The following is a 24683-nucleotide window of genomic DNA, read 5'->3' on the forward strand; positions in this document are numbered from 1 at the left end:
TCGGTCGCGGGCTCATCATCTCCCGCTCGCCTTCCGCTTCCTGGGAGGCGCAGAGAGAGCCGGTTGCCCACTCCGAGTGAGCCAGAGGGCTACATCCCCGGCGCCATGTCGGCGAAGCGCGAGAAGTGGCCGTGGAAGCCGACCGTGATCGTGCGGGTCGGTCCGTTGCGGTGCTTGGCGATGATCAGGTCGGCCTCGCCTGCTCGCGGGCTGTCCTTCTCGTAGGCGGACTCGCGGTGCAGGAGCACCACCATGTCGGCGTCCTGCTCGATCGAGCCCGACTCACGGAGGTCGGACAGTGCCGGCATCTTGTCGGCTCGCTGCTCAGCACCACGGTTCAGCTGCGACAGCGCGATGACGGGGACCTGGAGCTCCTTCGCCATGAGCTTCAGCGCCCGGGAGAACTCCGAGACCTCCTGCTGACGGCTCTCGACACGCTTACCGGACGTCAGCAGCTGCAGGTAGTCGATGACGACCATCTTGAGTCCCACACGCTGCTTGAGTCGACGGCACTTCGCACGGATCTCGACGAGCGTCATGTTCGGGCTGTCGTCGATGTAGAGCGGAGCGTCGTTGATGCGCCCACGCACCTGCGCGATCTTCGTCCAGTCCTGCGAGTCGACGGTGCCCTTGCGCATGAGCTGCAGCGGCACCGACGCCTCAGCACTCATGAGACGCATCGCGATCTCGCTACGACCCATCTCGAGCGAGAAGAAGATCGACGGCTGGTTGTAGTGCACGGACGCAGCTCGGGCGAAGTCGAGCGCGAGCGTGGACTTACCGATGGCGGGTCGGGCGGCGACGATGATGAGCTGACCCGGATGCAGACCGTTCGTCAGTTCGTCGAGTTCGCGGAAGCCCGTCGGCACGCCGGTCATGGAACCGTCGGTGTGCTTGGCGGCCTCGATCTCGTCGATCGCCGCACTCACCGCGTCGGTCAGCGGGACGTAGTCCTCGACCTCCTGGTTGCCGGAGACGGCGTAGATCTCGGCCTGAGCGGAGTTGACGAGCTCGACGGCCTCACCCTCGGCGGCGTACCCCATCTGCACGATGCGGGTGCCGGCCTCGACGAGACGACGCAGCAGTGCGCGCTCCGCGACGATGCGGGCGTAGTACCCGGCGTTCGCCGCGGTCGGCACGAGGCTCGTGAGCGTGTGGAGGTAATCGGCACCGCCGGCGCGGGACAGCTCGCCCGTCTTGACGAGCTCGTCGGTCACGGTGATGACGTCGGTGGGCTCACCGTGCGAGTACAGCGTCAGCAGGGCGTCGTAGATGACCTCGTGCTTGGGGATGTAGAAGTCCACACCACGGAGCGTCTCGACCACATCGGCGACCGCGTCCTTCGACAGCAGCATGCCGCCGAGTGCACTCTGCTCCGCGAGGAGGTCGTGCGGAGGGACCCGCTCACCGCTCCGGGGCTCGTCGTACGATCCGCCGCTCTCAGAGCGGTTGAGGTGAGCGATCGACAAGTGGACATCCCTTCTCGATGTGGACTCAGATGGTGCGGGTGGAGACGACTCAGGTGTAGCAGGAACGTGCGACACGCACGGGCCCTGCGGGGCGCCCACGGGCTACGGACGAGGGCTGCTCAGCCTGCTCGCCCGGCTGTTCCGAGACGCCGATGACTCACGATAGGGCCACTCGTCTCCACAACCAACTCCGCCTGTGGATAACTCTGTGGAGAGATCGGGGGAAACGCCGCGTGTCGTGTGCACAAGCTGTGGGAAACCCTGTGGAGAGAGAAGTTTTTCCGCCAGTCAATACTGTCCTGACCAGGAGATTCTGATTCCACAGGCTGTGTGTGGAAAGTTCTTTCGATCCTGTGTCGAACGTTGAGGAGAACGGGGGTCACCTGTGTACAACTTGCTTGACTCCGAGGACGAAACGGGTGTAACGCGCAGACGCCGAGACGACACTCCGCCCCCGTTCTGGGCACAGAAAAACGCGATGGCGGCGGACCTCTCGGTCCACCGCCATCGCGCTCATCACGACGTGCATGAGGCGCCGGACCCGAGGGCCCGACACCGCACGGCGGGTACTACTTGGCCGCGACCACCTGAAGGGTGATCGTGGCGACGATCTCGTCGCGGAGGCTGATGGTGGCCTCGTGCTCGCCGACGTACTTGATCGGGGTGTGGATCTCGATCTTGCGCTTGTCGACCTCGCCCAGCCCGGCTTCCGCCACGGCCTTCGCGATGTCGGCAGGCTTCACGGAACCGAACAGACGGCCTTCGCCACCCGTCTTGACCGTGAGCTTGACCTTGGTGGCCTGGAGGCGAGCCTTCAGGTCCTGGGCCTCTTCGATCGTGGCGTGCTCGCGCGCAGCGCGGGCCGACTTGATCTGCTCGACCTGCTTCTCGCCACCGCGGGTCCACGGGGTCGCGAAACCCTGGGGCACGAGGAAGTTGCGGGCGTAGCCGTTCTTGACGTCGATGACGTCACCAGCGGAGCCGAGGCCGGAGACCTCGTGCGTCAGAATAACTTTCGACATGTGCGGCGCCTCCTAGCGGCCAGAGCCGGCGTAGGGCAGGAGCGCCATCTCGCGTGCGTTCTTGACCGCACGTGCGATGAGTCGCTGCTCCTGGACGTTGACACCGGTGATACGACGAGCACGGATCTTTCCCCGCTCGGAGATGAACTTGCGAAGCGTGGCGACATCCTTGTAATCGATGACACCGACGCGGATCGCCTTCGCGGGAGCGACGTTCTTGCCGCCCTTGGCACCGCGGGCAGGCTTGCGGCGGTCGCCGCTCGACTTTCCAGCCATGGTTGTTCCTTTGCGTGTGAATGGAGTGATCGGCTACCCGGCAGAACCGGACCGATCGAATCTGTTTAGAAGGGGGTCTCGTCGCTGTAGCTACCCGGAGTGTTCCAGGCATCTGCACCGCCGTTGCCGCCGGAAGCTGCGGGTGCGCTCTGAGCCCAGGGCTCGTTCTGCTGCACCTGCGGAGCTCCGCCGCCGCGCTGCTGACCACCGCCGCCGCCACCCGAGGGTGCACGGCTGATGGTCGCGGTCGCGTACCGGAGCGAAGGGCCGATCTCGTCGACTTCGAGTTCCATCGAAGTCCGCTTCTCGCCTTCCTTCGTCTCGTAGGAACGCTGCTTGAGACGCCCGGTCGCGATGACGCGGCTTCCCTTGGTGAGCGATCCGGCCACGTGCTCGGCGAATTCACGCCAAACGCTCGCGCGCAGGAACAGCGCTTCGCCATCCTTCCATTCGTTCGTCGCGCGATCGAAGTTGCGCGGCGTGGAAGCGATGGTGAAGTTGGCGACAGCCAGGCCGTTCTGCGTGAAACGCAGTTCCGGATCGCTGGTCAGGTTGCCCACCACGGTGATGACGGTCTCGCCGGCCATGAGCCCTAGGCTTCCTTGGTCTCAGCCGCAGCCGGAGCCGCGTCTGCCTTGGGAGCCGCGGCGACAGCGGCAGCGGGCTTTGCGGCAGCCTTGCGGGCGGCCTTCTCTTCGCTGCGCTTCGTCTCGGTGGCGACCTGAGCGATGGCCTCCTCGGCACGCAGCACCTTGGTGCGCATGACGGCCTCGGAGAGCTTCAGCTGACGGTCGAGCTCCTGCGTGGCAGTGCTCGTCGCAGTGAAGTCCACGACGGCGTAGATGCCTTCGGTCTTCTTGTTGATCTCGTAAGCGAGACGACGACGGCCCCAGATGTCGACCTTGTCGATGGTTCCACCATCGTTGCGGATGACGTTGAGGAACTTGTCGAGGCTCGGTGCAACCGTGCGCTCGTCAATCTCGGGGTCGAGGATGACCATGAGTTCGTACTGATGCGTCACTAACCCACCTCCTTCGGACTCGAACGGCCACAGACTTTCTGTGGCAGGAGGGTGTAAGCATCGTTGCGATCGGGCGAGAACAGAGCGTACGCACCCGGGCAACCTCCACAGCGTACCGGACGGGAGCCCGTACCGCCACCGCGGGCCTGTCGCGGAGCCGCCACGCGTGGGATGCTGGACCCGATGAGCAGCCCAGCCAGCCGACAGCGCGCCGACCGACTGATCGGTCTCGACCTCGCGCGCTTCCTCGCCCTCATCGGCATGATGGCCACGCACGTGTGGGCGTTCGACATCGCCACCGGCGGGCACACGCCGATCACGGAGGTGTTGTCGGGCAAGGCCGCTGCACTGTTCGCCGTGCTGGCCGGCATCGGGATCGTCCTCACGAGCCGCCGAGACCTCGCCGCCGGATCCCCCGCCGCCGCGCGCCTCAACCTCTTCGGCCGCGGCTTCGCCCTGCTCGTCCTCGGCCTCACCCTCGGCGTCCTGCCAGGCGGTATCTACGTGATCATCGCCTACTACGGCGTGACCTTCTGGCTCGCGATCCCGGCCGTCACGTGGCGTCCGCGCACGCTGTTGATCGTCGCGGCCGTCTGGGCGGTGGTCTGGCCGATCTGCTCGCAGGCGCTCCGCATGCCGCTCAGCGGCGTCGACTCCCCCGAGATCGGCAGTGCGTCCTGGTTCGACGTCTCGGGCGGTGGGTTCGCCCGAGGGTTGCTCCTCACCGGGGTGTACCCGGCGCTCACGTGGATCGTCTACGTCCTCGTCGGGATGGCGGTCGGCCGGCTGCTCATGGATGCGCGGGCGGACGGGACCCTGCGACGGTTCGCACTCCGGCTCGCGGCGATCGGACTCGTCGTCGCCATCGCCGCGGACCGCCTCGCCGCCCTGCTCCTCGGTCCCGTCGGCGGCGTGCAGGGCATCGCGCGCGCCTGGACCGGCGGCCTCGAGCCCGATCCGACGACGATCACCGCCGTCGAGGACGCCCTCGCCGAAGGGATGTACGGCACGAGCCCCACGGAGTCCTTCTGGTGGCTCGTCGCCCGCGCCCCGCACTCGGGTACGACGCTCGACCTCGTCTTCACGATCGGGATCGCGGCGGTCGTCATCGGTCTGTGCCTGGCGCTCGGCACCGCCCTGAACCGCGGCTGGTCGCTCGCGCTCCTGCCGGCGACCGGCGCCGGGGCCGCTCCGCTCACCGTCTACTCGGCGCATGTCTTCATGGCGTCGGTGGGAGCCTTGATCGCCGCGATCGCCGGGACGTACGCGGACACGGCGTGGCTCATCTCGAGCCCGCAGCTCTGGCTCGTCCACGTCGCCGGCGCGCTCCTCCTCGGCTGGATCATCGCCCTCACGAAGCGTCGCGGTCCGCTCGAGGCCCTGGTCCACGCGGCCGGCCGGGCACTCACGGTCGCCGCGAACCGCCCTGGTCGGACGCCCGCGACGATGACGCCCGTGCCCGAACCGCACGGAACACCGCACGTACGATGACCGGTCCGATGACACGAACCTCGACGCTGGACACGCGACCGCTCACGGAACGGATCGACCGACGCGCGCTTCGCGAGTACCGCAGGGGCCTCCCGGGCGAGATCCGTCCACCACTCCTGGCGGCGATCTGGCCCGCCGTCGTGCTGGCGGTGCTGCCGATCTTCTTCCTCTCCGCCTGGTGGTTGGTGCTCGAAGACGGCTCGATGCCGGATGAACCCCTGGGATGGTCGGCCCTGATCCTCCTGCCCTACCTCGCGCTGCCCGTCGGCATGCTCGTCCTGCTGGTGCGCACGGTCCGACGACGCAGCGGCGTGCGTCAGTACCGGCTGGACCGATTCGCTCGGGCGAACGGCCTGGGCTACCGACCGATCGCCGTTCCCGTGGCGCTGCCCGGGCTGATCTTCACCATGGGTGGGACGAGCGTGGCCAGGGACCTCGTCTGGCGCGACGGCAGGTCGCAGCTGTCGGTCGCGAACCTGGAGACGACCATCGGCTCGGGGCGGAACCGGAAGGTGCACCGCTGGGGTTACGTGGCCCTTCGGCTGCCGGTGGCGCTCCCCCACATCGTCCTGGACGCCGTCGGCAACAACTCGCTCCTGCACCCGAGGCTCCCAGTCACGTTCACGAAGGACCAACGGCTGCGGCTCGAGGGCGACTTCGACCGCCACTTCGCGCTGTACTGCCCGCGCGGGTACGAGACCGACGCCCTCTACCTCTTCACGCCGGACATCATGGCGCGGTTCATCGACACCGTCGCCGAGCTCGACGTCGAGATCGTCGACGACCACCTCTTCCTCTACTCACCCAAAGACCTCTCGACCCTCGACCCCGAGGTGTGGACGTGGGTGCTGTCGGTCGTCGACATCCTGACCGAGCGCGTCGCGCAATGGGAGCGCTGGCGGGATCGCCGACTGGAACCGGCCGACGCGGCGTCGATGGCGGCTTCGTTCCCACTGATCCGTCCACCACGAGGAGTGGCACGGCAGGGACGGCGCTTGTCCCGTCGGACGGAATGGTGGTGGCTCATCGGTCTGGCCCTCGGCGTCTACGGCTGGTACCTCATCATCACCGACGCCGTCCGGGCGATCACCGGCGGCTGAACCCCCCATCCCAGCCCGCGAACTGTCACTTCGGAACAGTGCGGGCCACGCGCACCCGCGTCAAGTGACAGTTCGCGGGCTACTTGGCGTCGGCGTAGGAGGTGACGACGGCGGTGGTGACCGGGAACTCGACCGGCGCGGTGCCGAAGATCAGGCGACCGGCCTCGGCCGCCGCCTCGCGCACGAGGGCGACGACCCGCTCGGTCTGGTGCTCGGGGCAGTGGACGACGATCTCGTCGTGGAGGAAGAAGACGAGGTGGGCCGACTCGGTGAGCGCGGCCGCCGGTCCGACCGACTCTGCGGCGAGCGCTTGCAGCCGCGTCCGGAGGCCGGCCATCCAGCACAGCGCCCATTCGGCGGCAGTGCCCTGCACGACGAAGTTGCGGGTGAAGCGACCCCAGCTGCGCGCCTCCATGCGGGCGCGCTGGGTCGCGGCGGTGTTCGCCCCCTCCATCGATGCGGCCGACTGGATCTCGCGCCAGGTCTCGCCGGGCAGCGGTGACGTGCGACCGAGCCGGGTGCTGACCCGCTCGCCGCGTTCTCCTGCCCTGGCTGCCGTCTCGACGAACTCGATCGCCCGCGGGAACGCCCTCGTGAGCCGGGGCAGGAGGCGCCCGCTCTCCCCCGTCGTCGCGCCGTACATGGCACCGAGCATCGCGATCTTCGCATGTGGTCGGGTGTCGACCGCGCCGACGTCGACCATGCCCTGGTAGAGGTCGACCCCGCGTCCGGCATCGGCCATCGCACGGTCGCCGGACATCGCGGTGAGGATGCGTGGCTCGAGCTGGGCGGCGTCGGCGACGACGAAGCGCCACCCCTCGTCCGCGAGGACGGCACCGCGGACCTGGTGCGGCAGCTGGAGGGCACCGCCCCCGTCGGACGCCCAACGGCCCGTGACGACCCCGCCGGGAACGTAGGTGGGACGGAAGCGTCCGTCCTTCACCCAGGTCTCGACCCACGTCCAACCGTTCGCGGTGAGGAGACGGGACAGCTTCTTGTACCGGAGCAGCGGCTCGATGACGGGGTGCTCGATCTCCTGCAGCTCCCACTGGCGAGTGGACGTCGCGTTGATGCCGGCACGCTGCAGGGCCTTGAGGAGCTCGCCCGGTGACTCGGGGCTGAGCTCCTGCACCCCGAGGGCGGCCTTGACCTCCTCGAGGACCGCGGCCAGCTTCGCCGGACGGACACCGGGCGGCACCTTGGGGCCGAGGGCGTCGGCGAGGATGCGGTCGTGGGCCTCGGCGTCCCACGGGAGACCGGCGAAGGTCATCTCCGTGGCGATGAGGGCACCGGCGGACTCGGCGGCGAGGAGGAGTCCGAGCTGCGAGCGTCCCTGCGGTGTCGCACCGTCGACGGCGTCACGCTGGAGCGTGAACTCGGCGACGGGATCGCGTTCGCCGCCCGGGAGGTCGAGGTCGAAGAGGGTCCCGACCGCCTCCGCACGCTGGGCGACGCGCGGGTCGAGGACCTCGTCCCACGGGCCCGCCGGAGCCGTCGCGAGGGCGGAGTCGGCGGTGAAGGCGGCGTTGCGGAGGAGGTTGTGTGAGAGCCGGAGGTCGACGCAGCGGGCGACCCGGACACCCGCGGCGAGGAGCGCCGGGTACCAGAGCGTGGTGTCGTCCCAGACCCAGCGCGGCGGATTCGGCTCGGCTTCGAGACGCCGGACGAAGGCCGCGAGGTCGGCGCGCGGGATGGTGGTCTCGGAGACCGGAGGTGGTTCGCCGGACGGAATGGGGCGGTCCTCGAGGTGCATGACGCGCACGCGGGCGCCGTCGAGCTGCTGGAGGACGATGTGCACCACCCCAGTCTGCCGTCACCCGCCGACCTCGCCCGACGCGACCCAGCGGCCGAACGAAGGAAAGGCCCTCCGTCCGGCAGCCGGGTTCACGATGCGTGTGCCGCGATCACCTCGAGCGGGTTTCGTTGATCCACCTCAGGACGAGATAACAAGCGAGAAGCAGAACACCGACTCCGCCCGCAACTGCCGCATATTCCGCCGGGGTATACGTCAGGTTCTGACCGACCACGGCAATCAGAACCGCGCTGGACACTAATCCGGCGGTCATAGCGCGTCGGATCTGCAGCGGCTCGCGGCGGGAGTTCACACGCACTGCGGATATCCGAGCTGCTGAACGTGGATACGAAGCACATTGCCGCATAGACCATGAGCGGCAATAGCGGCTGCCGCTGCAACGAAGACCCCGGTAGCTACTGCGCAGAGCGGAATGCCAACGCCGGGCAATGCGCACAGCGCAACCGCCAGAGCACCGGCACCGCCGCTAGCGATGATCCCTCGATCGGTCCGATTGAGATCCACATACAGCCCGTAAGGCCCCCAGCCGCCACCGAGACGCGATCGGTCCTGAGAAACGGCCAACTTAATCCCGGATCCCAAGTCATATGTGGTGATGACTGATGAACCGTCAATGGTGGTCGCGCGTTCGAAGTCCGAAACCTCAAGATTCGCAACAGCGGCTGCGACGGTATCCTGATCGATTTCCCCTGCTGGGAGGCCGCTCGACGGCGATGAGGCGGGGAGCTGCGCGGGCTCAATTGTCTCGCCATGCGCCGGGAAGACCGCCCCGGAAACCACGAGTGCGGCCACCGCCGCTCCAGTAACGCCGCCACGCACGGATACTTTCCTCATCTTGAACCCCTGTTCTCCTGGAACTTCCAGGTTGCCATGACCATAAAGGAATATGAGATGCAAGTTGAGTCAAATATATTTGACTTCATCGTTCCCATGAAGCGGTCGGAACCCGGGACATCCCCCCTATGGGGGTGGGCGCAGCGGTGCCAGACTGCGAACATGCTGATCTCGACGATGAACGATGTCCCCGGCCGCCAGGTCACCGAGGTGCTGGGCGAGGTGACCGGACTCACGGTCCGTGCACGCAACGCGGGCGTGCAACTCGGCGCCAACTTCAAGGCGCTGCTGGGCGGTGAGCTCTCCGGGCTCACCAAGCAGCTCGCTGAGAGCCGCGAGGAGGCGAAGCAGCGACTCATCGAGGCGGCCACCGCGCTCGGCGCCGACGCGGTGCTCGCGATGCGGTTCGACGCGGCCGAGGTCGGCCAGAACTACCAGGAGGTCGTCGCCTACGGCACCGCCGTCAAGCTCGGCTGAGCACGGGGCCTGAACCGACGCGGTCCCTGAGCTGTCGAAGGGCGCACTTCGACAGGCTCAGTGACGGGGGTGAGGGTCAGGCGCGGAGGCGCTTGAGCTCCTCGCGACGGACGGCCTGCTCGGCCGGGTCTGGCACGGGGAGCGATGCGAGGAGTCGGCGCGTGTAGACGTCGCTCGGCGCACCGAGCACCGCTGAGCCGGGCCCCTCCTCCACGATGTCGCCGCGATACAGCACGACGATGCGGTCGGCGAGGATGTCGACGACGGCGAGGTCGTGGCTGATGAACAGCGACGCGAACCCGAACTCGCGCTGCAGCTCGGCGAAGAGCTCCAGCACGCGGGCCTGCACGGACACGTCGAGTGCCGAGGTCGGTTCGTCGGCCACCAGCAGTGCCGGTTCGAGCGCCAACGCCCGCGCGAGCGAAGCGCGCTGCCGCTGCCCTCCGGAGAGCTCGTGCGGGAACCTGTCGCCGAACGCCTTCGGCAGCTGGACCGCCTCGAGGAGCTCGTCCACGCGGCGTCGGGCCGCCCGTGTGTCGCCGAAGCGACCGTGCACGATGAGCGGCTCCGCCACGCACTCGGCGATCGTGAGCAGCGGGTTGAAGCTCGTCGCCGGGTCCTGGAACACGAACCCGATCTCGCGGCGCTTCGGAGCGAACTCGCGCTCCTTCACCCGGTTCATCTCCACACCGAGCACCGACAGCGAGCCGCCGGTCACCTTGGTGAGCCCGGCGATCGCGCGGCCGATCGTGGTCTTGCCGGACCCCGACTCCCCCACCAGGCCGAGGACCTCGCCGGCGTGGATCGTGAAGTCGACGCCGTTGACCGCCCGGAACCCGGCACGGCCGAAGCGCCCCGGGTACTCGATCTCGAGTCCCTTCGCGACCACGACCGGTTCACCGAGCTGCAACTGCTTCCCACGCTCGACCTCGGCCGGCGCGGAGCTCTTGCCGCGGCCGACGTGCGGCACCGACGACAGGAGCTTCTTGGTGTACTCGGCCTTCGGTGAGGAGAACAGCTCCTGGACGGGAGCCTCCTCGACGATGTCGCCCTGGTACATGACCACGACGCGGTCGGCGAGGTCGGCGACGACGCCCATGTTGTGGGTGATGAGGACGATGGCCGTGCCGAACTCGTCGCGGCACCGACGCAGGAGGTCCAGGATCTCCGCCTGCACCGTGACGTCGAGCGCGGTCGTCGGCTCGTCGGCCACGATCAGTCCGGGGTCGAGCACGAGCGCCATCGCGATGACGATGCGCTGCTTCTGCCCGCCGGAGAACTGGTGCGGGAAGTAGTCGACCCGTTCCTCCGGCTCCGGGATGCCGACGCGACGCAGGATGTCGATGGCCTTGGCCCGTGCCTCGGCCTTCGTGTACGAACCGTGCGCGCGGAGACCTTCGGCGATCTGCCAGCCCACCTTGTAGACGGGGTTGAGCGCGGTCGACGGTTCCTGGAACACCATCGCCGCGTCGCTGCCGCGGATGGACCGCAGCTGCTCAGCCGACGCCGTGACGACGTCCTGCTCGGTCGAACCGTCGCGGGAGCGCAGCACGACCGCGCCGGACGCCGTCGCCGTCTCCGGGAGCAGGCCGAGGATGGTCTTGGCCGTGACCGTCTTGCCCGAGCCGGACTCGCCGACGATCGCGACGATCTCGCGCGGTGCGACCGACAGTGAGATGTCGTTGATCGCCTTCACCGCGCCGGCGTCGGTCGAGAACGAGACCCCGAGGTCGCGGATGCTGACGATGTCCTTGGTGCCGAGGTCGCGTGGACCGGTGGTCGGCGTCGACTGGCTCATGAGCGCTCGTCCTCTCGTCGGTTCTCCAGATCGCTGTCCGCCGCGGCGTCGCTCACGGCTCCCAGCGATTCGGCGTCCATCATCCCGGCGCCACCGGGGCTGTCGGGCGTGCCACCGGTGGTCGTGATGCTCGACGTCGCAGCGACCGATCCACTCGACGCACCGACACGACGACGGCTGCGCAGACGCGGGTCGGACAGGTCGTTGAGGCTCTCACCGACGAGCGTGATGCCGAGCACGACGAGCACGATCGCGAGGCCGGGGAACAGCGCGGTCCACCAGATCCCGCTCGTGACGTCGGAGACGGACCGGTTGAGGTCGTAGCCCCACTCGGCGGCCGCGGTCGGCTCGATGCCGAACCCGAGGAAGCCGAGCCCTGCGAGCGTGAGGATGGCCTCGGAGGCGTTGAGGGTGATGATGAGCGGCAGCGTCCGGGTCGCGTTCCGCAGCACGTGGCGGAACATGATGCGGGAGCTCGACGCACCGATGACCTTCGCCGACTCGACGAACGCCTCGCTCTTGATGCGCACGACCTCGGAGCGGATGACCCGGAAGTACTGCGGGATGAAGACCACGGTGATCGAGATCGCGGCGGCGAGGATGCCGCCCCAGAGGCTCGACTGGCCGCGGCTGATGACGATCGACATGACGATCGCGAGCAGCAACGACGGGAAGGCGTACACCGCGTCGCACACGACGACGAGCACGCGGTCGAGCCAGCCGCCGAAGTACCCGGCGACGAGCCCGAGCAGGACGCCGATGAAGATCGACAGGATGATCGCGGACACGATGACGAAGAGCGCGGTCTGCGCACCCCAGAGCACGCGGGACAGGACGTCGTACCCGCCGACGGTCGTGCCGAGGAGGTTCGTCGCGTTCGGCGCCTGCTGTGTGCCGAAGGAGCCGTCGTCGCCGCGCAGCTGGTTGAACCGGTAGGGCGCGACAAGCGGCGCGAAGATCGCGATGAGCACAAACACGCCGGTGACGACGAGACCGATGACGAGCATCGCCCGTTGGAGCCCCACCGACTGGCGGAACTGCTTGACGACGGGCAGGCGGTCGCGCAACGGGCGCTTCGCGGGCGCGGCGTGCACGGCGGTGGTGGCTGTCGGAGCACTCATGCTCAGTACCTCACCCTCGGGTCGATGATCGCCGCGATGATGTCGACGATGAAGTTGGTCAGGGCGACGATGACGGCCAGCAGCGCGACGATCCCCTGGACGGCGACGAAGTCACGCGCCTTGAGGTATTCGCTCAGCATGAAGCCGAGGCCCTTCCACTCGAAGGTCGTCTCGGTGAGGACCGCGCCCGCGAGGAGGAGCGCGATCTGCAGCCCGATGACCGTGATGATCGGGATGAGTGCCGGACGGTAGGCGTGCTTCGTCACGAGCCGGAACTCGCTGACGCCGCGCGACCGGGCCGCGTCGACGTAGCCGGAACCGAGCGTGCCGATGACGTTGGTGCGGACCAGACGCAGGAAGACGCCGGCCGTCAGCAGGCCGAGGGCGATCGCCGGCAGCACCGCGTGGGCGAGGACGTCGCTGATCGCCGTCGGGTCGCCGAGGCGGATCGCATCGATGAGGTAGATGCCGGACGGGTTGGAGATGGTCTGGAGGGTCAGCTCCGTACCGGTGCTCGCCCGGCCGGCGACCGGGAGGATCCCGAGCCACACGGAGAAGATGAGCTTGAGCAGCAGCCCGGCGAAGAACACGGGGGTCGCGTAGCTGAGGATCGCGAAGACACGGAGGCCCGCATCCTGCCAGCGGTCGCGGCGGGCGGCGGCGAGCATGCCGAGTGGGATGCCGACGATGAACGCGACGATGAGCGCGTAGATCGCGAGCTCGAGCGTCGCGGAGCCGTACGTGAGGAGGACCTCGATGACCGGCCGGTTGTCGGAGATCGTCGTGCCGAAGTTGCCGACCGCGATCTGTCCGAGGAACTCGACGTACTGGACGAAGAGCGGCCGGTCGTAGCCGGCGGCGCTGATGCGTTCGGCGAGCTGATCGGCCGGGAGCCGGCCTCCGAGCGCCGCCGTGATCGGGTCGCCGGTCAGGCGCATCAGGAAGAAGACCATGGTGACGAGGATGAACACCGTCGGGATGATCAGCAGGAAGCGGATGACGAGGTACCGCCAGAGTCCGCCACCTCCGGAACGTCTGGCCGCCTTGGGGGGTGGGGTTGCGACAGCTGCCGTCATTGCAGTGGATCCTCCTCGATCACCGACTCGGTAGAGCCCGGACAGACGATCGGGGCGGCTCTGTGGAGCCACCCCGATCGCGACGTCCGACTCACTGTAGTCGGATATCAGTTGGTCAGGCTACTCAGCCCTTGGTGATGGGTGCGTAGCGGAACTTGAACGACGCGTCGAGGACGGTACCGGAGATGTCCTTGCCGACGACCGCGACCTGCGCGCCCTGGAGCAGCGGGATGGTCGACAGGTCGGCCGCCTCCGCGTCCTGGATCTGCTCGATGAGCTTCGTCCGTGCGTCCGCGTCCGTCGTGGAGCGCTGCTCGTTGATCAGGTCGTTGACGGCCGGGTTGTCGTAGTGGTTCGCGAGGAAGTTGTCCGTGGCGAAGAACGGCGTCAGGTAGTTGTCCGCGTCGGAGTAGTCCGGGAACCAACCCAGCTGGTAGGCCGGGTAGACGTCCGTCGTGCGGTCCTTCGAGTACTGCACCCACTCGGTCTGCTGCAGGTTCACGGTGAACAGGCCGTCGGCCTCCAGCTGGTCCTTGATGAGCGCGTACTCGTCGCCGGACCCGGAGCCGTAGTGGTCACCGTTGTACTGGAGGTTCAGCGCGACCGGGACGGTCACACCGGCGGCCTCGAGCGTCTCCTTGGCCTTCGCGGCGTCGGGGCCGCCGTCGCCGTCGCCGTAGAGACCCTTGAGGGACTCGGTGGCACCGGTCAGGCCGGCGGGCACGTAGGAGTAGAGGGGCGTGTAGGTGTCCTTGTAGACGTCCTTCGCGATCGCGGCGCGGTCGATGAGGTCCGCGGCGGCCTGGCGGACGGCGAGCGCCTTCGCCGGGTCGGCGTCAGCAGTGGTGGCACCGTAGGGCATCGTGTCGAAGTTGAAGACGAAGTAGCGGATCTCGCCACCGGGGCCGTCGACGACCTTGACGTTCTTGTCCTTCTTCAGGTCTTCGATGTCGGTCGCCGAGAGGCTGCGCGATGCGACGTCGATGTTGCCCTGCTTGACGTCGAGCTTCAGGTTGGACTCGTCGGTGTAGTACTTCACGTTGACGGTGTCGTTCTTCGCCTCGCCGAGGAGGCCCTGGTAGTCGGCGTACTTCTTGTACGAGATGAGCTCGTTGAACTTGTAGCTGTCGATCGTGTACTGGCCGGCGAAGGCCTTGCCCTTGACGATGTCCGCGTCGGGCGTGATCTCGGTGGCGGAGAAGACGTCCTCGTCGACGATCGGGCCGACGGGGCTCGAGAGCACCTGCGGGAAGGTCTGGTCGTTCTCGGTCTTCAGCGTGAAGACGACGGTGAGGTCGTCGGGCGCGTCGGTCTTCTCGAGGTTGCCGAGGAGCGAGGACGGTCCGTTGTCGTCCGCGATGGCGAGTTGACGGTCGAAGCTGAACTTCACGTCGGACGAGGTGAGGTCGTTGCCGTTGGCCCACTTGAGGCCCTTCTTGAGCTTCACCGTGTACTCGGTCGGCGAGGTGAACTCAGCCGACTCGGCGATGTCGGGCTCGACGTCCGGGCTGTTGTACGGCGTGTTCAGGAGGAACGGGAAGACCTGGTTCATGACGGCGAAGGAGCCGTTGTCGTAGGAGCCGGCCGGGTCGAGCGTCGTGACCTTGTCGGTCGTGCCGATGACGATCGTGCCACTGGCGCCGCTGCTGGAGCCGCTCCCGCCGCCGGCGGCGCAGCCTGCGAGGGCGAGGGCGGTGATGGAGAGACCCGCGAGCGCGACGGCGCTCTTCCGGAATCCGCTACGTGGGGATGACATTGATGTCGACCTCGTTTTCTGTGTGTGAGAGACGGCACGGCTGTGTGCAGGTTCTTCGCACGTGCTTGTAGAGGATTACAGCACGCTCCGAACAAATCCCTCAAACCCAGAAGGCTTCCGGTGCTGATTCGTTACGAGCACGAAACGTGCGCATGCGGCAGCTGTCGCGCAAGGACCGCGCGTTTGGCCCGCAGTCCGTGGAACTCGCCATCTCGCACCGATCATGGATCACCGGTTGTCGATAGTATACAGTCTACAGATGACAGGTCCGGATGAGGCGGACCTCAAGACTCTGAGGAGCTCGTATGTCTGTGCACCCGCCTGCGGCCACCACCGCCCAGCTGGGCGGCGACACGCCCGCCGCTCCCGAGTTGCGCCCGGCGCAGAGCGCTCGCGTGGCGCGGACGCACCTCACCTATCGGGAGGCGGCTCCCGGGCTCTCCGTCCGTGAAGCGGACCTGTCGCTCAGACTCGACGGCGGCGGTCACGGGCTCCTCGACACGACGCACTTCGACACCGTCCGCTTCCCACCACCGGCCTGGGCCGACCAGGCCATCCGCGAGGCCGTCGCCAACGGCGAATGGGCGTACACCCCGTACCGAGGCGACCCCGGTGTGCTCTCCGACCTCGCCTCGGCGATCAGCGGCTTCCTCGGCAGCCCGGTGGGTCCCGGCAACCTCGCCCTGACCCCCGGGACGCAGGGCGCCCTGTTCACGGCGCTGTCCTCGATCGTCGACGAGGGCGACCTCGTCCTCCTCGCCGACCCGGATTACCTGTTCTGCGAGCGGATCCTCGCGTTCCTCGGAGCACGGGTCGAGCGCATCCCGCTCATCCTCGACGGCGAGCACCCCGGCCTCGACCTCGACGTGGTCGAACGGTTCCTGCCCGAGCAGCCGAAGCTGCTCATGTTCTCGCACCCGAACAACCCGACCGGCGCCGTCTATCCCGCGGAGATGATCTCCCGCGTCGCCGAGCTCGCCGTCGCCGGCGGCTTCCGCGTCCTCGTCGACGAGCTGTACAGTCGCCTGCTCTACACGGGCACCCCGTTCCCGCACCTCCGCTCCGAGCCCGGCATGGCCGACCGGACCATCACCCTGCTCGGTCCGTCGAAGACCGAGTCCATGAGCGGCTTCCGGATCGGCGTCGTGGTCGCCCCGGAGGACGTCATCGCGTCGGTCGAGCAGACGCTCGCGATGACCTCCCTCCGCGCCCCCGCCTACGCGCAGCGCATGCTCGCCCGGTGGCTCGTCGACGACGACGACTTCCTCCGCGAACGCATCGCCGACCTGGAGGCGATCAAGCGCACCACCGTCGAGAGCCTGTCGCGGGTCCCCGGCCTGCGCATGACACCGCAGGACGGGACCGCCTACCTGTTCCTCGACGTCTCGGCGTTCGGGGTGTCGGACGTCGAGGTCGCCGGAGCCCTGCAGCGCGAGGCGCAGGTCGTCGTCTCGCCCGGGTACCAGTTCGGCCCCTCCGGCAGCGGGCACTTCCGGATCTGCTACGCCCGCGACGAGACGGAGTGGGCTGCGGCGCTCGAGCGGATGGTGGCGTGCCTGACCGGCCTCGCGACCGCAGCCGGTATCGACGCGTGACCGACGGCGCACCTCGCGACGCGGGGCTCCAGCCGGCCGGCGCATACTCCGTCGCACGCCTCGTCGGCGAGCTGGTGCACACCGCGGGCATGACCCCACGGGTCGACGGCGCACTCGTGGCGACCGGACGGATCGGTCGCGAGCTCGACGACGCCCAGGCGCTGGCCGCCACCCGGATCGCGACCGAACGGGCCCTCGCCGCCGCCGCGAGCGCCGTCCCCGCGGGGGCAGCCCTCACCGAGGTGGTCTCCCTGACGGTCTACCTCGCCGTGACCGACGGCTTCGTCCGGCTGAGTGAGATCGCCGATGCGGCGAGCGCCGTGGTCGTCGAACGGTTCCCGGACGCCGAGCTCCCCGTCCGTGCTGCGCTGGGCGTCGCCGCACTGCCGGGCGACGCGCCCGTCGAGATCCAGCTCATCGCCCGATGCGCCGACCGGACGAGCACCTGATCAGCGCCCGTCGCACGACGCCTGTGGTCTGATGGTGGGATGGCCGTCTCGTTCAGTTTCACCGTCGGAGTCCGCGAGCCCCATCACGTCACGGTGCGGGTCGCCGGCATCCGGAACCGGGTGACGATCGAGGTCGACGGGTGGCTGGCGGCCGACAGCGGGGGCAATCTGGGGCGCATCATGCCGAACGTCTTCGACGTCGAGGTCGGGGTGCAGGAACGACACATGGTGTCGGTTCGGGTGATCATCCAGGAACCGATCGACGGTGGCGCACGCTACATCGACGTGTTCATCGACGGCCGCTTCGCCGCGCGGCACGACTGGCGGGCGATCCGCGAGCGGTGACCGTGGGTCGACGGCTCAGTAGCCCCGCTCGGCGTCGAAGCGGTTGAGGAGCGGTTCCCCCGCGCGGTACCGGGCGAGGTTCTCGATGAACAGCGCCGTGAGGGTCGCGTTCTCGCTCTCCACCGTGGACGCGGAGTGCGGCGAGATGAGCACGTTCTCGAGATCCCACAGCGGCGAGTCGGCGGGCAGCGGCTCCTCCCGGAACACGTCGAGGGCCGCACCGCCGAGTCGACCCGCGCGGAGGGCGTCGATGAGCGCGTCCTCGTCGACCACCTGACCGCGTGAGATGTTGACCACGGCCGCGTGCGTCGGGAGCATCGCGATGCGGTCGGCGCTGATGAGGTTCTCGGTCTCGGGGGTGAGTGCCGTGCACAGCACCAGTACGTCGGTCGTCGGCAGCACCTCATCGAGCCGGTCGACATCGCTCAGCTCGACACCCTGCGGCAGCTCGTAGCGTCCGCCCACACGACCAACCGCGGTCACGCGGGCGCCGATCGCGTCGAAGGTCCGGACCACGTTCGAGCCCATGCCGCCGACGCCGACGACGGTGACCCGCATGCCGGCCAGCTGCCGGGTGGTGTACCGCTCGAACCGATGCTCGCGCTGCTGCCGCTGCAGGTACGGCAGTCCCTTCACGACGAAGAGCGCCCCGGTGAGGGCGAACTCGGCGAGTGGCACGGCGTGCACGCCACCGGCGGTCGTCGCGATGATGCCGCTGCGGTCGAGTCCGGTGCGACGCATGAACGCACCGATGCCGGCGCTCGTCGCCTGGATCCATTTCAGGTTCGGTGCGCGCTGCGGGAGCGCCGCCGGGTCCTGCCAGTCGAAGTCGAACGCGACCTCGGCCCGCGCGAGCAGGTCCTCCCAGCGCCGCTGGTCGGCGGTGCTCAGCTGCGGCGTCGGCCCGTGGTGGTCGGCGACGTACTGCGGCACGCCGATGAGCGTCGGGTCGTAGAGCACCTCGACGTCCGGGTGGGAGGCGCGGATCGCCTCGACGTGCTCCGGTTCGAGGTAGCTCGTGATGAGGATCTGCATGATGGTCCATCCTGCCGCGGGCGCGGCGGTGCACGGGTCGGGACGCGGCGTCGGTCGGTCAGGCGGTCGGCCAGGGCGCGACCGCCGCGAGCCGTTCGGACGTCAGCGCGGGCCGCTCGGCGGCAGACTCCCCGGGAGTGGCACGGGGCTGCAGGACGCGGCGCGGTCCGCAGGCGATCGGCAGGAATCCCGGTCCATGCCCTGGCATGGGCGAGCCTCCGTGGACGATGATCCCGACGGTGATCCAATCGCGGCGGAACCCCATGTTGTGGCGGACGTCGAGGTGCTCGACGGCGAACAGGTCGCCGAGGCGCATGTCGATGCCGTCGAGTTCCGGCGAGTCCGGCGTGACGGCGAGATCGACGTCCCACTGGTGCGCCGGGCGGCCGATCCCGTTCCCGGCCACCTTGCCGGGGAGGACCCCGACCACGTCCACGGTCGCGACACCCGCGTCGACCGTCACGGGGAGGGCGTCGAGCAGTGCGGGGTCGATGTTCAGGAGGACGATCTCCTCCGGTAGGTCGGCGCGTTCGTACCCCTGGCCCATCGCGTGCACGGCGATGCGGTCTCCGGGCAGGAGCGCCGCCATGGTCTCGTCGTCGAACGACACGATGACCCTGCCGGCCTCGCCGCGCTTGCCGACGACGGAACCCGTCGCGCCGGTCGCCGCGCCGGATCGCACCGTGGCGCGGTTGCCGACGCACGCGAAGGACGTCAGGCCGAAGCGCGATCCCGGGTCCGGGTGCACGAGGGTGACGCCGGGTGCCGCGTGGTCCGTGTCGGTCGCGAACACCGAGTCCCCCAGGTGCACGCCGAGCACGACACCGCCGTCGCCGACCGGCACGTAGGGGTGCCCGTCGCGGTCGATCCTGTACGACACCATCGGGGTGAGGCCGGCATGCTCGACGAAGCCGAGCAGGTTGTTGGCGATGATCGAGCTCATACGGTCGTCTCCGTCGCGGTCGTGGGGGTGGAGGTGGTCGTCGCCCGGCCCATCGCGGTGAGCGCGGTGGCGAGGTTCGCCGCAGGGTCGTCGAGGACGGTGAACGCCGACGCGGGTCCCGACAGCAGGGTCGAGGGCCCTGGTCCGTGCCCGAAGAGGCGGCACTCGCCGGTGGAGATGACCCCGATCGTGATCCAGCCGGGCCGGTAGCCGCGTCCGTAGGAGTGGTCCTGGTCCTCGAGGACGACGATGTCGCCGATGCGGAGGGACTCGAGGCCGAGCGAGAGGTCCTCGCTGAGGCCCGGGTAGGCGCCCATGAGGTCGGTGTTGGCGAACTCGGAGAGCATGCCGCCACCGGCGCCGGCCGCCTCGGCCGGGACGCGCATGGCCACGCCGACCTCGAGCGTGCCGTCGGCCGCCGTCGAGAACGGCAGGTGCGGCAGCAGTCGTGGGTCGAGGTTCTTCACCCGGATCTCCGGGTGGTCGAGGAGGCGCAGGCCCTGCCCGCGGGCCTCCACGCTCACGGCGTCGCCGGTCGTCACCTGGCGGAGTGCGCCGTCCGCGAAGTCCGCGAGGACGTAGGCGTGCTGACCGATGACGACCCCCTCGGCGCCGGTGGCAGGACCGGAGCGCACCGTCACGATGTTGCCCACGCAGCTGAGGAACTGCAGCGCGGCGTTCGCCTCGGCGCCCGCGTGCCGGATCGACAGGCCGGGTTCGAGATGGTCGCTCGCATGCCCCGTTGCGGCCTCACCGACGTGCGCCCCCATCGTCACCCCGCCCATGCCGGGCAGGATGAAGGGGTGGCCGTCGGGGTCGACCCGGTAGCCGTGCCGTTCGGCCTGGGGCGGCCAGACCTCTCCGGTGAGGATCTGCGTGACCAGGCGGTCCTCGTTGGTCCTGAGGCTCATGCCGTCGCTCCCTTCGGGGCCGGGGCTGTGCCGAGGGCGAAGCCGCGGATGCGGAGTGGCGGCGCGGTCGCGGCACCGTTGAACACGTTCATGAGCGGCTGGCTCAGCGAGACCGATCCGACGCCGTCGACGCGCGCGAGACTGTCGAGCACGCTCACCGTGAAGCGCTGCGACTCGACCGGCCGCGTGATGCGACCGTTCTCGATGAGGAAGCACGCGTCGCGCGTGACCCCCGTGATCGTGGAGCGGACCGGATCGACGGTGCGCGTGTACCAGAAGCGCTGCAGGTACACCCCGCGCTCGACGCCCGCGATGAGGTCGAGCTCGGTCGTGTCGGCCGCGCGAAGGATGACGTTCATCGGGATCGCATGGGGCGCCTCCTCCCGGGCGATGTGGAAGTTGCCGGTCGATGCCGTCCCGAGCGCGAAGGCGGTCTCCCGGTCGGTGACGACCTCCGCGACCCGGCCGTGGTCGAGGAACGGGACGTCGCGCTTCGTGGTGCCCTGGAAGTCGAACGGGAACGGCAGTCCGAGGTCGGCCGTCGCGTCGTCGTGCACCGAGACGAGCGACGAGGCCGCCTGCTCCCCGGCGCGGGTCGCGGCCGTGCCGAATCCCGAGGCGAGGGCTCCGCCCGTGAACCCGAAGGCGCCGAAGAAGTCGAGGAACTCTCCGGCGGCGAGCGCCCCGAGCACGACGTCGTACTCGCCGGGGGCGAGCGGGGCGCGACCCCGGGTGGCGGACGCCTCCGAGAGCGTCCGCTCGACGGACTCCGCCGCCAGCAGGCGGTCCGACGATCGGGAGAGGTCCTTCCAGTGGGAGGAACCGTCGTCGATGCGGACGGTGAGGGAACCCTGCGCCTCGGTCGCCGCAGCGTACCGGGAGGTCCCGCGCTCGCGGTCGTGGAAGGCGACCTCCGTGACCGCCCGGCCGAACATGCCTGCGGCCACACCACCGGCGCGATCGGCCTCCGCCATCGCCCGGTCGGCGAGGGCGACGTGCTCGCCGACGTCCCAGGCCGCCGTGTCCTCGCCCCAGAGCAGGGCGCCGGACGCGGTGCGACCGGACACCACCGGCTCGTCGACAGGGCCCGGTTCGGCTCGCGGTGGCGCGGCGGGGAGCCCCTGTCTGGCCTGTTCGCGCGCGGCGGCGCTGGCGTTCGCGACCGCCCGGCCGAGCCCGGAGATCGAGCTGGCCGCGGCGAGCGACGCCCGCCCGTCGACCTCGGCGCGGACCATGATCTGCACCTCGTCGATGGCCTGACTCTGATGCACCCGGCGACCGGCGAAGCGGGTGAAGTCGCCGCGCCGCCCGGTGAGGAACGCCTCGATCCGGTCGGCCGGGGCGTCGCGGAGGGCTGCCTCGAGCGCCTCGGCGGCTCGCTCGCCGCCGACGACGGGCTCGAAGGCGGTCGTGGTCGTGCTGTCGGTGTCGCTCATCGGTCCACTCCGATCCGAAGGTTCCGCACGAGCGTCGGCGAGGCGCCGTGCCCGAGGAAGCCCCATTGCTTGGGTTCGCCCTTGCCGCAGGGCATGCCGAAGGCCTTGAACTCCTCCGGCCCGGCGACCGCCTCGACGGACTGCCAGAACTCGGGCGTCGTGCCGCCGTAGGAGAAGCCGCGGAGTAGACGGCCTCGGACGCCGTCCTTCACCTCGTAGGCGACCTCGGTGCCGAACTGGAAGTTGTGTCGACGCTCGTCGATCGACCAGCTGCGGTTGTCGTCGATGTAGTAGCCGTTCCCGAGCCGCTCCTGGAGTTCCTCGGTCGACCCGCTGCCGGGCTCGAGGAACACGTTCGTCGCGAAGCACACGGGCGTGTAGCCCCAGCCGTCCGAGCGGGCGGCGCCGATCGACGGGACGCCGATCCTGGCCGCGGAGTCCCGGGTGGAGAGGAAGTTGCGGATGATCCCCTCGGAGATGAGCGGCTGCCGGGAGGCCGGGACACCCTCGTCGTCGAAGGCGAAGGAGCCGCGGGTACCGGGCACCGTCGGGTCTGAGGTGATGTTGACGGCCTCCGAGCCGTAACGGAGCGTTCCGACCGCATCGGGTCCGATGAAGGAGGTGCCGGCGTAGTTCGCCTCGTCACCGAGGATCCGGTCGAGTTCCAGGGCGTGACCCGTCGACTCGTGGATCTGCAGCGCCATCTGGGCGGGCCCGATGATGACGTCGGCCGTGCCCTGCGGCGCGAGTGGCGCGGTCAACAGTTCGACGGCCTCGCGTCCGATCCGGTCGGCCTCCTCGACCATCCGGAGCCCCTCCACGTACTCCCATCCCGCCTGCGCGGTGTTGCCGTGGAACGAGTTCGGGAAGGATCGACGCTGCATCGTGCCGTTGCCGACCGCGTTCACGAGCGCCATAGCCCCGCTCTCGATGAGGTGCTGGTGCTGCATCGACCCCTCGGTGTTGGCGAAGTGCCGATGCTGCCGTTTCGCATTCAGGCCGGCCTGCGCCATGACGACTTCGACGGGCGCGCTGGCCGCGCTCAGGATGTCGCCGAGCAGCGCCTGCCGCGTCGACGCCGACACCGCGAAGGGGTCGAGCACGACGTCGGTCGCGTACCGACCGCTCACCGCCGGCATCGGTGGCAGCTCGGTGCGGTACGCGTCGGACACGCGGTCGGCGTTCCGCGCGTTGGCGAGTGCCCGGTGCGCGGCGAGCGTGAGGTCGTCGGCGTCGTCGATCGGCACGGAGGCGAACCCCCAACTGCTGTTGAACAGCACCCGGACACCGACGCCGAGGTTGTGCTCGATCCGCTCGTCCAGACCGGACTCGAGGGTGGAGTAGAGGCGCACCTCCTCGGCCTCGATCAGGCGGGCGTCGGCGTAGCTCACGCCTGGGACATCCACCGCGGCGAGCACCCTGCTGAGCATGGTCGCCGCGGCCTGATCGTCCGCGAGTTCACCCCAGGCGTGGGCCGCGGCGTCCACCGCGGCGAGCGGCGCGACCGTGTCGGCGCTCGTCACGCGCGGGCCGCCTCGGCGTCGTTCGCGTCCGACGGGGCGAGCGCGAGGGGGAAGTCGCACCAGGCGCGGGTGCGGAAGGACAGCTCGAAGGCGTTGATCGTCTCCTGGACGAGCGCGCCCTGGTCGAAGTTGCCCTGGTTGAAGTCCTCACCGGAGAGGATCTCGGTGGCGAAGTCCTTGCAGAGGTTCGAGTAGAAGAGGAACGGCCAGGGCTCGGTGGACGCCCCGCCCTCGGGGAAGAACTCCTGCGGGATCTCGAGCTCCTCGAACTCGACCTGGTCCTTCTTCGCGACCTTGATCGTCTGGCAGATACCCGCCTCCTCGACGAGGCGGACGATGATCGCGCCCTCCGAACCGTAGATGCGGGCCTCGATGCCGGGGAAGTTGCCGACGGTGACGTAGGACGACTGGATCGACGCCAGACGGCCCTGCTCGAACTCGGCGATCCACATGTCGCCGTCGTCGATGTTCATCCGCTGCATCGCGCCCGTGTCGCGGACCATCCGCTCCGGGACGAAGTTGCGCATCGTCCCGACGACGCTCGTCATGGGGGCGTCGAGCCACCAGTGCATGATGTCGATGATCGGCGCGCCGTAGCCCTCGATGGAGGAGACGGCGATGACCTCGGGGTCGGCGTCCGGGTCCACCTGACGCAGCGGCGTCTTCGGGTCGATCCACTGGCTGTTCTGCTCGTAGCCGTTGAAGATGTAGGGCTCGCCGATGAACCCCTGGTCGATGAGGTGCTTCGCGTACTGGATGGCGGGGGCGAAGCGGAAGGTGAAGCCCAGCTTCGTCTTGACGCCACGCTCGGCGGCGAGCGCCGCGGCACGCCGGGTCTCGGTGTAGTCGCTGTTGACGGGCTTCTCGCAGAGGACGTGCTTGCCCGCCGCGATGGCCGCCATGGAGATCTCGAAGTGCATGGCGTTGCCGGTCGCGACGTCGATGACGTCGATGTCGGGGTCGTCGATCAGTTCGCGGTAGTCGGTCACGGCACGCTCGACACCGAACTCCGCTGCCGCCGACGCGAGCGCCTCCTCGTCGATCTCGGCGAGCGCGACGACCTCGACACGCGGGTCGCGCTGCCAGCCGGGGATGTGGGAGCGGACGGCCCAGCGGCCGGCACCGACGACGGCGACTCGGAGCTTGCGATCGGACTCGGACATGGTGGTTCTCCTTCTGCGGGTGCCGGCAT

The 24683-nt window shown here is 69.0% G+C and carries 23 protein-coding genes; 6 read left to right on the forward strand and 17 right to left on the reverse strand.

Annotation, left to right across the window (positions count from 1 at the left end; genetic code table 11):
• Window positions 1–89: 89 nt before the first annotated feature.
• The 5 genes from dnaB to rpsF all read right to left on the reverse strand — a co-directional run bounded on the left by dnaB (window position 90) and on the right by rpsF (window position 3767).
• Window positions 90–1463 (reverse strand): replicative DNA helicase, encoded by a 1374-nt coding sequence (dnaB, locus tag HOW07_RS07590; protein WP_371743662.1) that lies wholly within the window; start codon window positions 1461–1463, stop codon window positions 90–92.
• 575 nt (window positions 1464–2038) lie between these two features.
• Window positions 2039–2491 (reverse strand): 50S ribosomal protein L9, encoded by a 453-nt coding sequence (gene rplI, locus HOW07_RS07595; protein ID WP_056780635.1) that lies wholly within the window; start codon window positions 2489–2491, stop codon window positions 2039–2041.
• Window positions 2492–2503: 12 nt separating this feature from the next.
• On the reverse strand, window positions 2504–2767 hold the full coding sequence (gene rpsR / locus HOW07_RS07600) for a 30S ribosomal protein S18 (protein WP_056010351.1): 264 nt from the start codon (window positions 2765–2767) through the stop codon (window positions 2504–2506).
• Between the two features lie 65 nt (window positions 2768–2832).
• Window positions 2833–3354 carry a single-stranded DNA-binding protein gene (locus HOW07_RS07605; protein ID WP_064295656.1) on the reverse strand — a complete coding sequence of 174 codons (522 nt, stop codon included), beginning with the start codon at window positions 3352–3354 and terminating at the stop codon, window positions 2833–2835.
• A 5-nt stretch (window positions 3355–3359) separates the two neighbouring features.
• The gene (gene rpsF / locus HOW07_RS07610; protein ID WP_217485263.1) at window positions 3360–3767 is read right to left on the reverse strand and encodes a 30S ribosomal protein S6; all 408 of its coding nucleotides are present in this window, start codon (window positions 3765–3767) and stop codon (window positions 3360–3362) included.
• A 204-nt stretch (window positions 3768–3971) separates the two neighbouring features.
• On the opposite strand from rpsF, the gene HOW07_RS07615 reads away from it, so the two are divergent.
• Window positions 3972–5279, forward strand: a complete 1308-nt coding sequence (locus tag HOW07_RS07615; RefSeq protein ID WP_175116573.1) for a heparan-alpha-glucosaminide N-acetyltransferase domain-containing protein — start codon at window positions 3972–3974, stop codon at window positions 5277–5279.
• 8 nt (window positions 5280–5287) lie between these two features.
• Entirely contained in the window at window positions 5288–6379 is a 1092-nt protein-coding gene (locus HOW07_RS07620; protein ID WP_175116574.1) for a hypothetical protein, read from the forward strand.
• A gap of 79 nt (window positions 6380–6458) precedes the next feature.
• On the opposite strand, the gene HOW07_RS07625 is transcribed toward HOW07_RS07620, so the two are convergent.
• Window positions 6459–8177, reverse strand: a complete 1719-nt coding sequence (locus tag HOW07_RS07625) for a bifunctional 3'-5' exonuclease/DNA polymerase (protein WP_371743608.1) — start codon at window positions 8175–8177, stop codon at window positions 6459–6461.
• Window positions 8178–8480: 303 nt separating this feature from the next.
• On the reverse strand, window positions 8481–9089 hold the full coding sequence (locus tag HOW07_RS07630) for a hypothetical protein (RefSeq protein WP_175116575.1): 609 nt from the start codon (window positions 9087–9089) through the stop codon (window positions 8481–8483).
• A 99-nt stretch (window positions 9090–9188) separates the two neighbouring features.
• On the opposite strand from HOW07_RS07630, the gene HOW07_RS07635 reads away from it, so the two are divergent.
• Window positions 9189–9503 (forward strand): YbjQ family protein, encoded by a 315-nt coding sequence (locus HOW07_RS07635; RefSeq protein WP_064294105.1) that lies wholly within the window; start codon window positions 9189–9191, stop codon window positions 9501–9503.
• A gap of 76 nt (window positions 9504–9579) precedes the next feature.
• On the opposite strand, the gene HOW07_RS07640 is transcribed toward HOW07_RS07635, so the two are convergent.
• From HOW07_RS07640 to HOW07_RS07655, 4 genes are all read right to left on the reverse strand, one after another.
• Entirely contained in the window at window positions 9580–11301 is a 1722-nt protein-coding gene (locus HOW07_RS07640; RefSeq protein WP_175116576.1) for an ABC transporter ATP-binding protein, read from the reverse strand.
• Window positions 11298–12422 carry an ABC transporter permease gene (locus tag HOW07_RS07645; RefSeq protein WP_121292725.1) on the reverse strand — a complete coding sequence of 375 codons (1125 nt, stop codon included), beginning with the start codon at window positions 12420–12422 and terminating at the stop codon, window positions 11298–11300. Before HOW07_RS07645 ends, HOW07_RS07640 begins: the two co-directional genes overlap by 4 nt.
• Before the next feature lie 2 nt (window positions 12423–12424).
• On the reverse strand, window positions 12425–13498 hold the full coding sequence (locus HOW07_RS07650) for an ABC transporter permease (protein ID WP_175116577.1): 1074 nt from the start codon (window positions 13496–13498) through the stop codon (window positions 12425–12427).
• 124 nt (window positions 13499–13622) lie between these two features.
• On the reverse strand, window positions 13623–15254 hold the full coding sequence (locus HOW07_RS07655; RefSeq protein WP_175116578.1) for an ABC transporter substrate-binding protein: 1632 nt from the start codon (window positions 15252–15254) through the stop codon (window positions 13623–13625).
• A 305-nt stretch (window positions 15255–15559) separates the two neighbouring features.
• Between HOW07_RS07655 and HOW07_RS07660 the strand changes: the two genes are divergently transcribed.
• From HOW07_RS07660 to HOW07_RS07670, 3 genes are read left to right on the forward strand one after another with little or no spacing between them, the layout of a single operon-like run.
• Window positions 15560–16849, forward strand: a complete 1290-nt coding sequence (locus HOW07_RS07660) for an aminotransferase class I/II-fold pyridoxal phosphate-dependent enzyme (protein ID WP_175116579.1) — start codon at window positions 15560–15562, stop codon at window positions 16847–16849.
• Window positions 16807–17298 (forward strand): RidA family protein, encoded by a 492-nt coding sequence (locus HOW07_RS07665; RefSeq protein ID WP_217485231.1) that lies wholly within the window; start codon window positions 16807–16809, stop codon window positions 17296–17298. The genes HOW07_RS07660 and HOW07_RS07665 overlap by 43 nt, the downstream gene beginning before the upstream one ends.
• Window positions 17299–17337: 39 nt before the next feature.
• On the forward strand, window positions 17338–17643 hold the full coding sequence (locus HOW07_RS07670) for a hypothetical protein (protein ID WP_121292733.1): 306 nt from the start codon (window positions 17338–17340) through the stop codon (window positions 17641–17643).
• A 15-nt stretch (window positions 17644–17658) separates the two neighbouring features.
• Here the strand turns inward: HOW07_RS07670 and HOW07_RS07675 are convergent, their stop codons facing one another.
• Genes HOW07_RS07675 through HOW07_RS07700 form a run of 6 tightly spaced genes read right to left on the reverse strand, consistent with a single transcriptional unit; the run spans window position 17659 to window position 24654 of the window.
• A complete protein-coding gene (locus HOW07_RS07675) occupies window positions 17659–18678 on the reverse strand; it encodes a D-2-hydroxyacid dehydrogenase (protein ID WP_175116580.1) in 1020 nt (339 codons plus the stop codon).
• Between the two features lie 58 nt (window positions 18679–18736).
• Entirely contained in the window at window positions 18737–19621 is an 885-nt protein-coding gene (locus HOW07_RS07680; RefSeq protein ID WP_175116581.1) for a DUF4438 domain-containing protein, read from the reverse strand.
• On the reverse strand, window positions 19618–20532 hold the full coding sequence (locus HOW07_RS07685) for a DUF4438 domain-containing protein (protein ID WP_175116582.1): 915 nt from the start codon (window positions 20530–20532) through the stop codon (window positions 19618–19620). The genes HOW07_RS07680 and HOW07_RS07685 overlap by 4 nt, the downstream gene beginning before the upstream one ends.
• The gene (locus tag HOW07_RS07690) at window positions 20529–21968 is read right to left on the reverse strand and encodes a metallopeptidase TldD-related protein (protein ID WP_175116583.1); all 1440 of its coding nucleotides are present in this window, start codon (window positions 21966–21968) and stop codon (window positions 20529–20531) included. Before HOW07_RS07690 ends, HOW07_RS07685 begins: the two co-directional genes overlap by 4 nt.
• Window positions 21965–23491 carry a TldD/PmbA family protein gene (locus HOW07_RS19790; RefSeq protein ID WP_217485232.1) on the reverse strand — a complete coding sequence of 509 codons (1527 nt, stop codon included), beginning with the start codon at window positions 23489–23491 and terminating at the stop codon, window positions 21965–21967. Before HOW07_RS19790 ends, HOW07_RS07690 begins: the two co-directional genes overlap by 4 nt.
• On the reverse strand, window positions 23488–24654 hold the full coding sequence (locus tag HOW07_RS07700) for a Gfo/Idh/MocA family protein (protein ID WP_064294097.1): 1167 nt from the start codon (window positions 24652–24654) through the stop codon (window positions 23488–23490). The genes HOW07_RS19790 and HOW07_RS07700 overlap by 4 nt, the downstream gene beginning before the upstream one ends.
• Window positions 24655–24683 lie beyond the last annotated feature (29 nt).

This window comes from Plantibacter sp. MCCC 1A11337 (genome assembly GCF_013349365.1).
Lineage (GTDB): Bacteria > Actinomycetota > Actinomycetes > Actinomycetales > Microbacteriaceae > Plantibacter > Plantibacter flavus_A.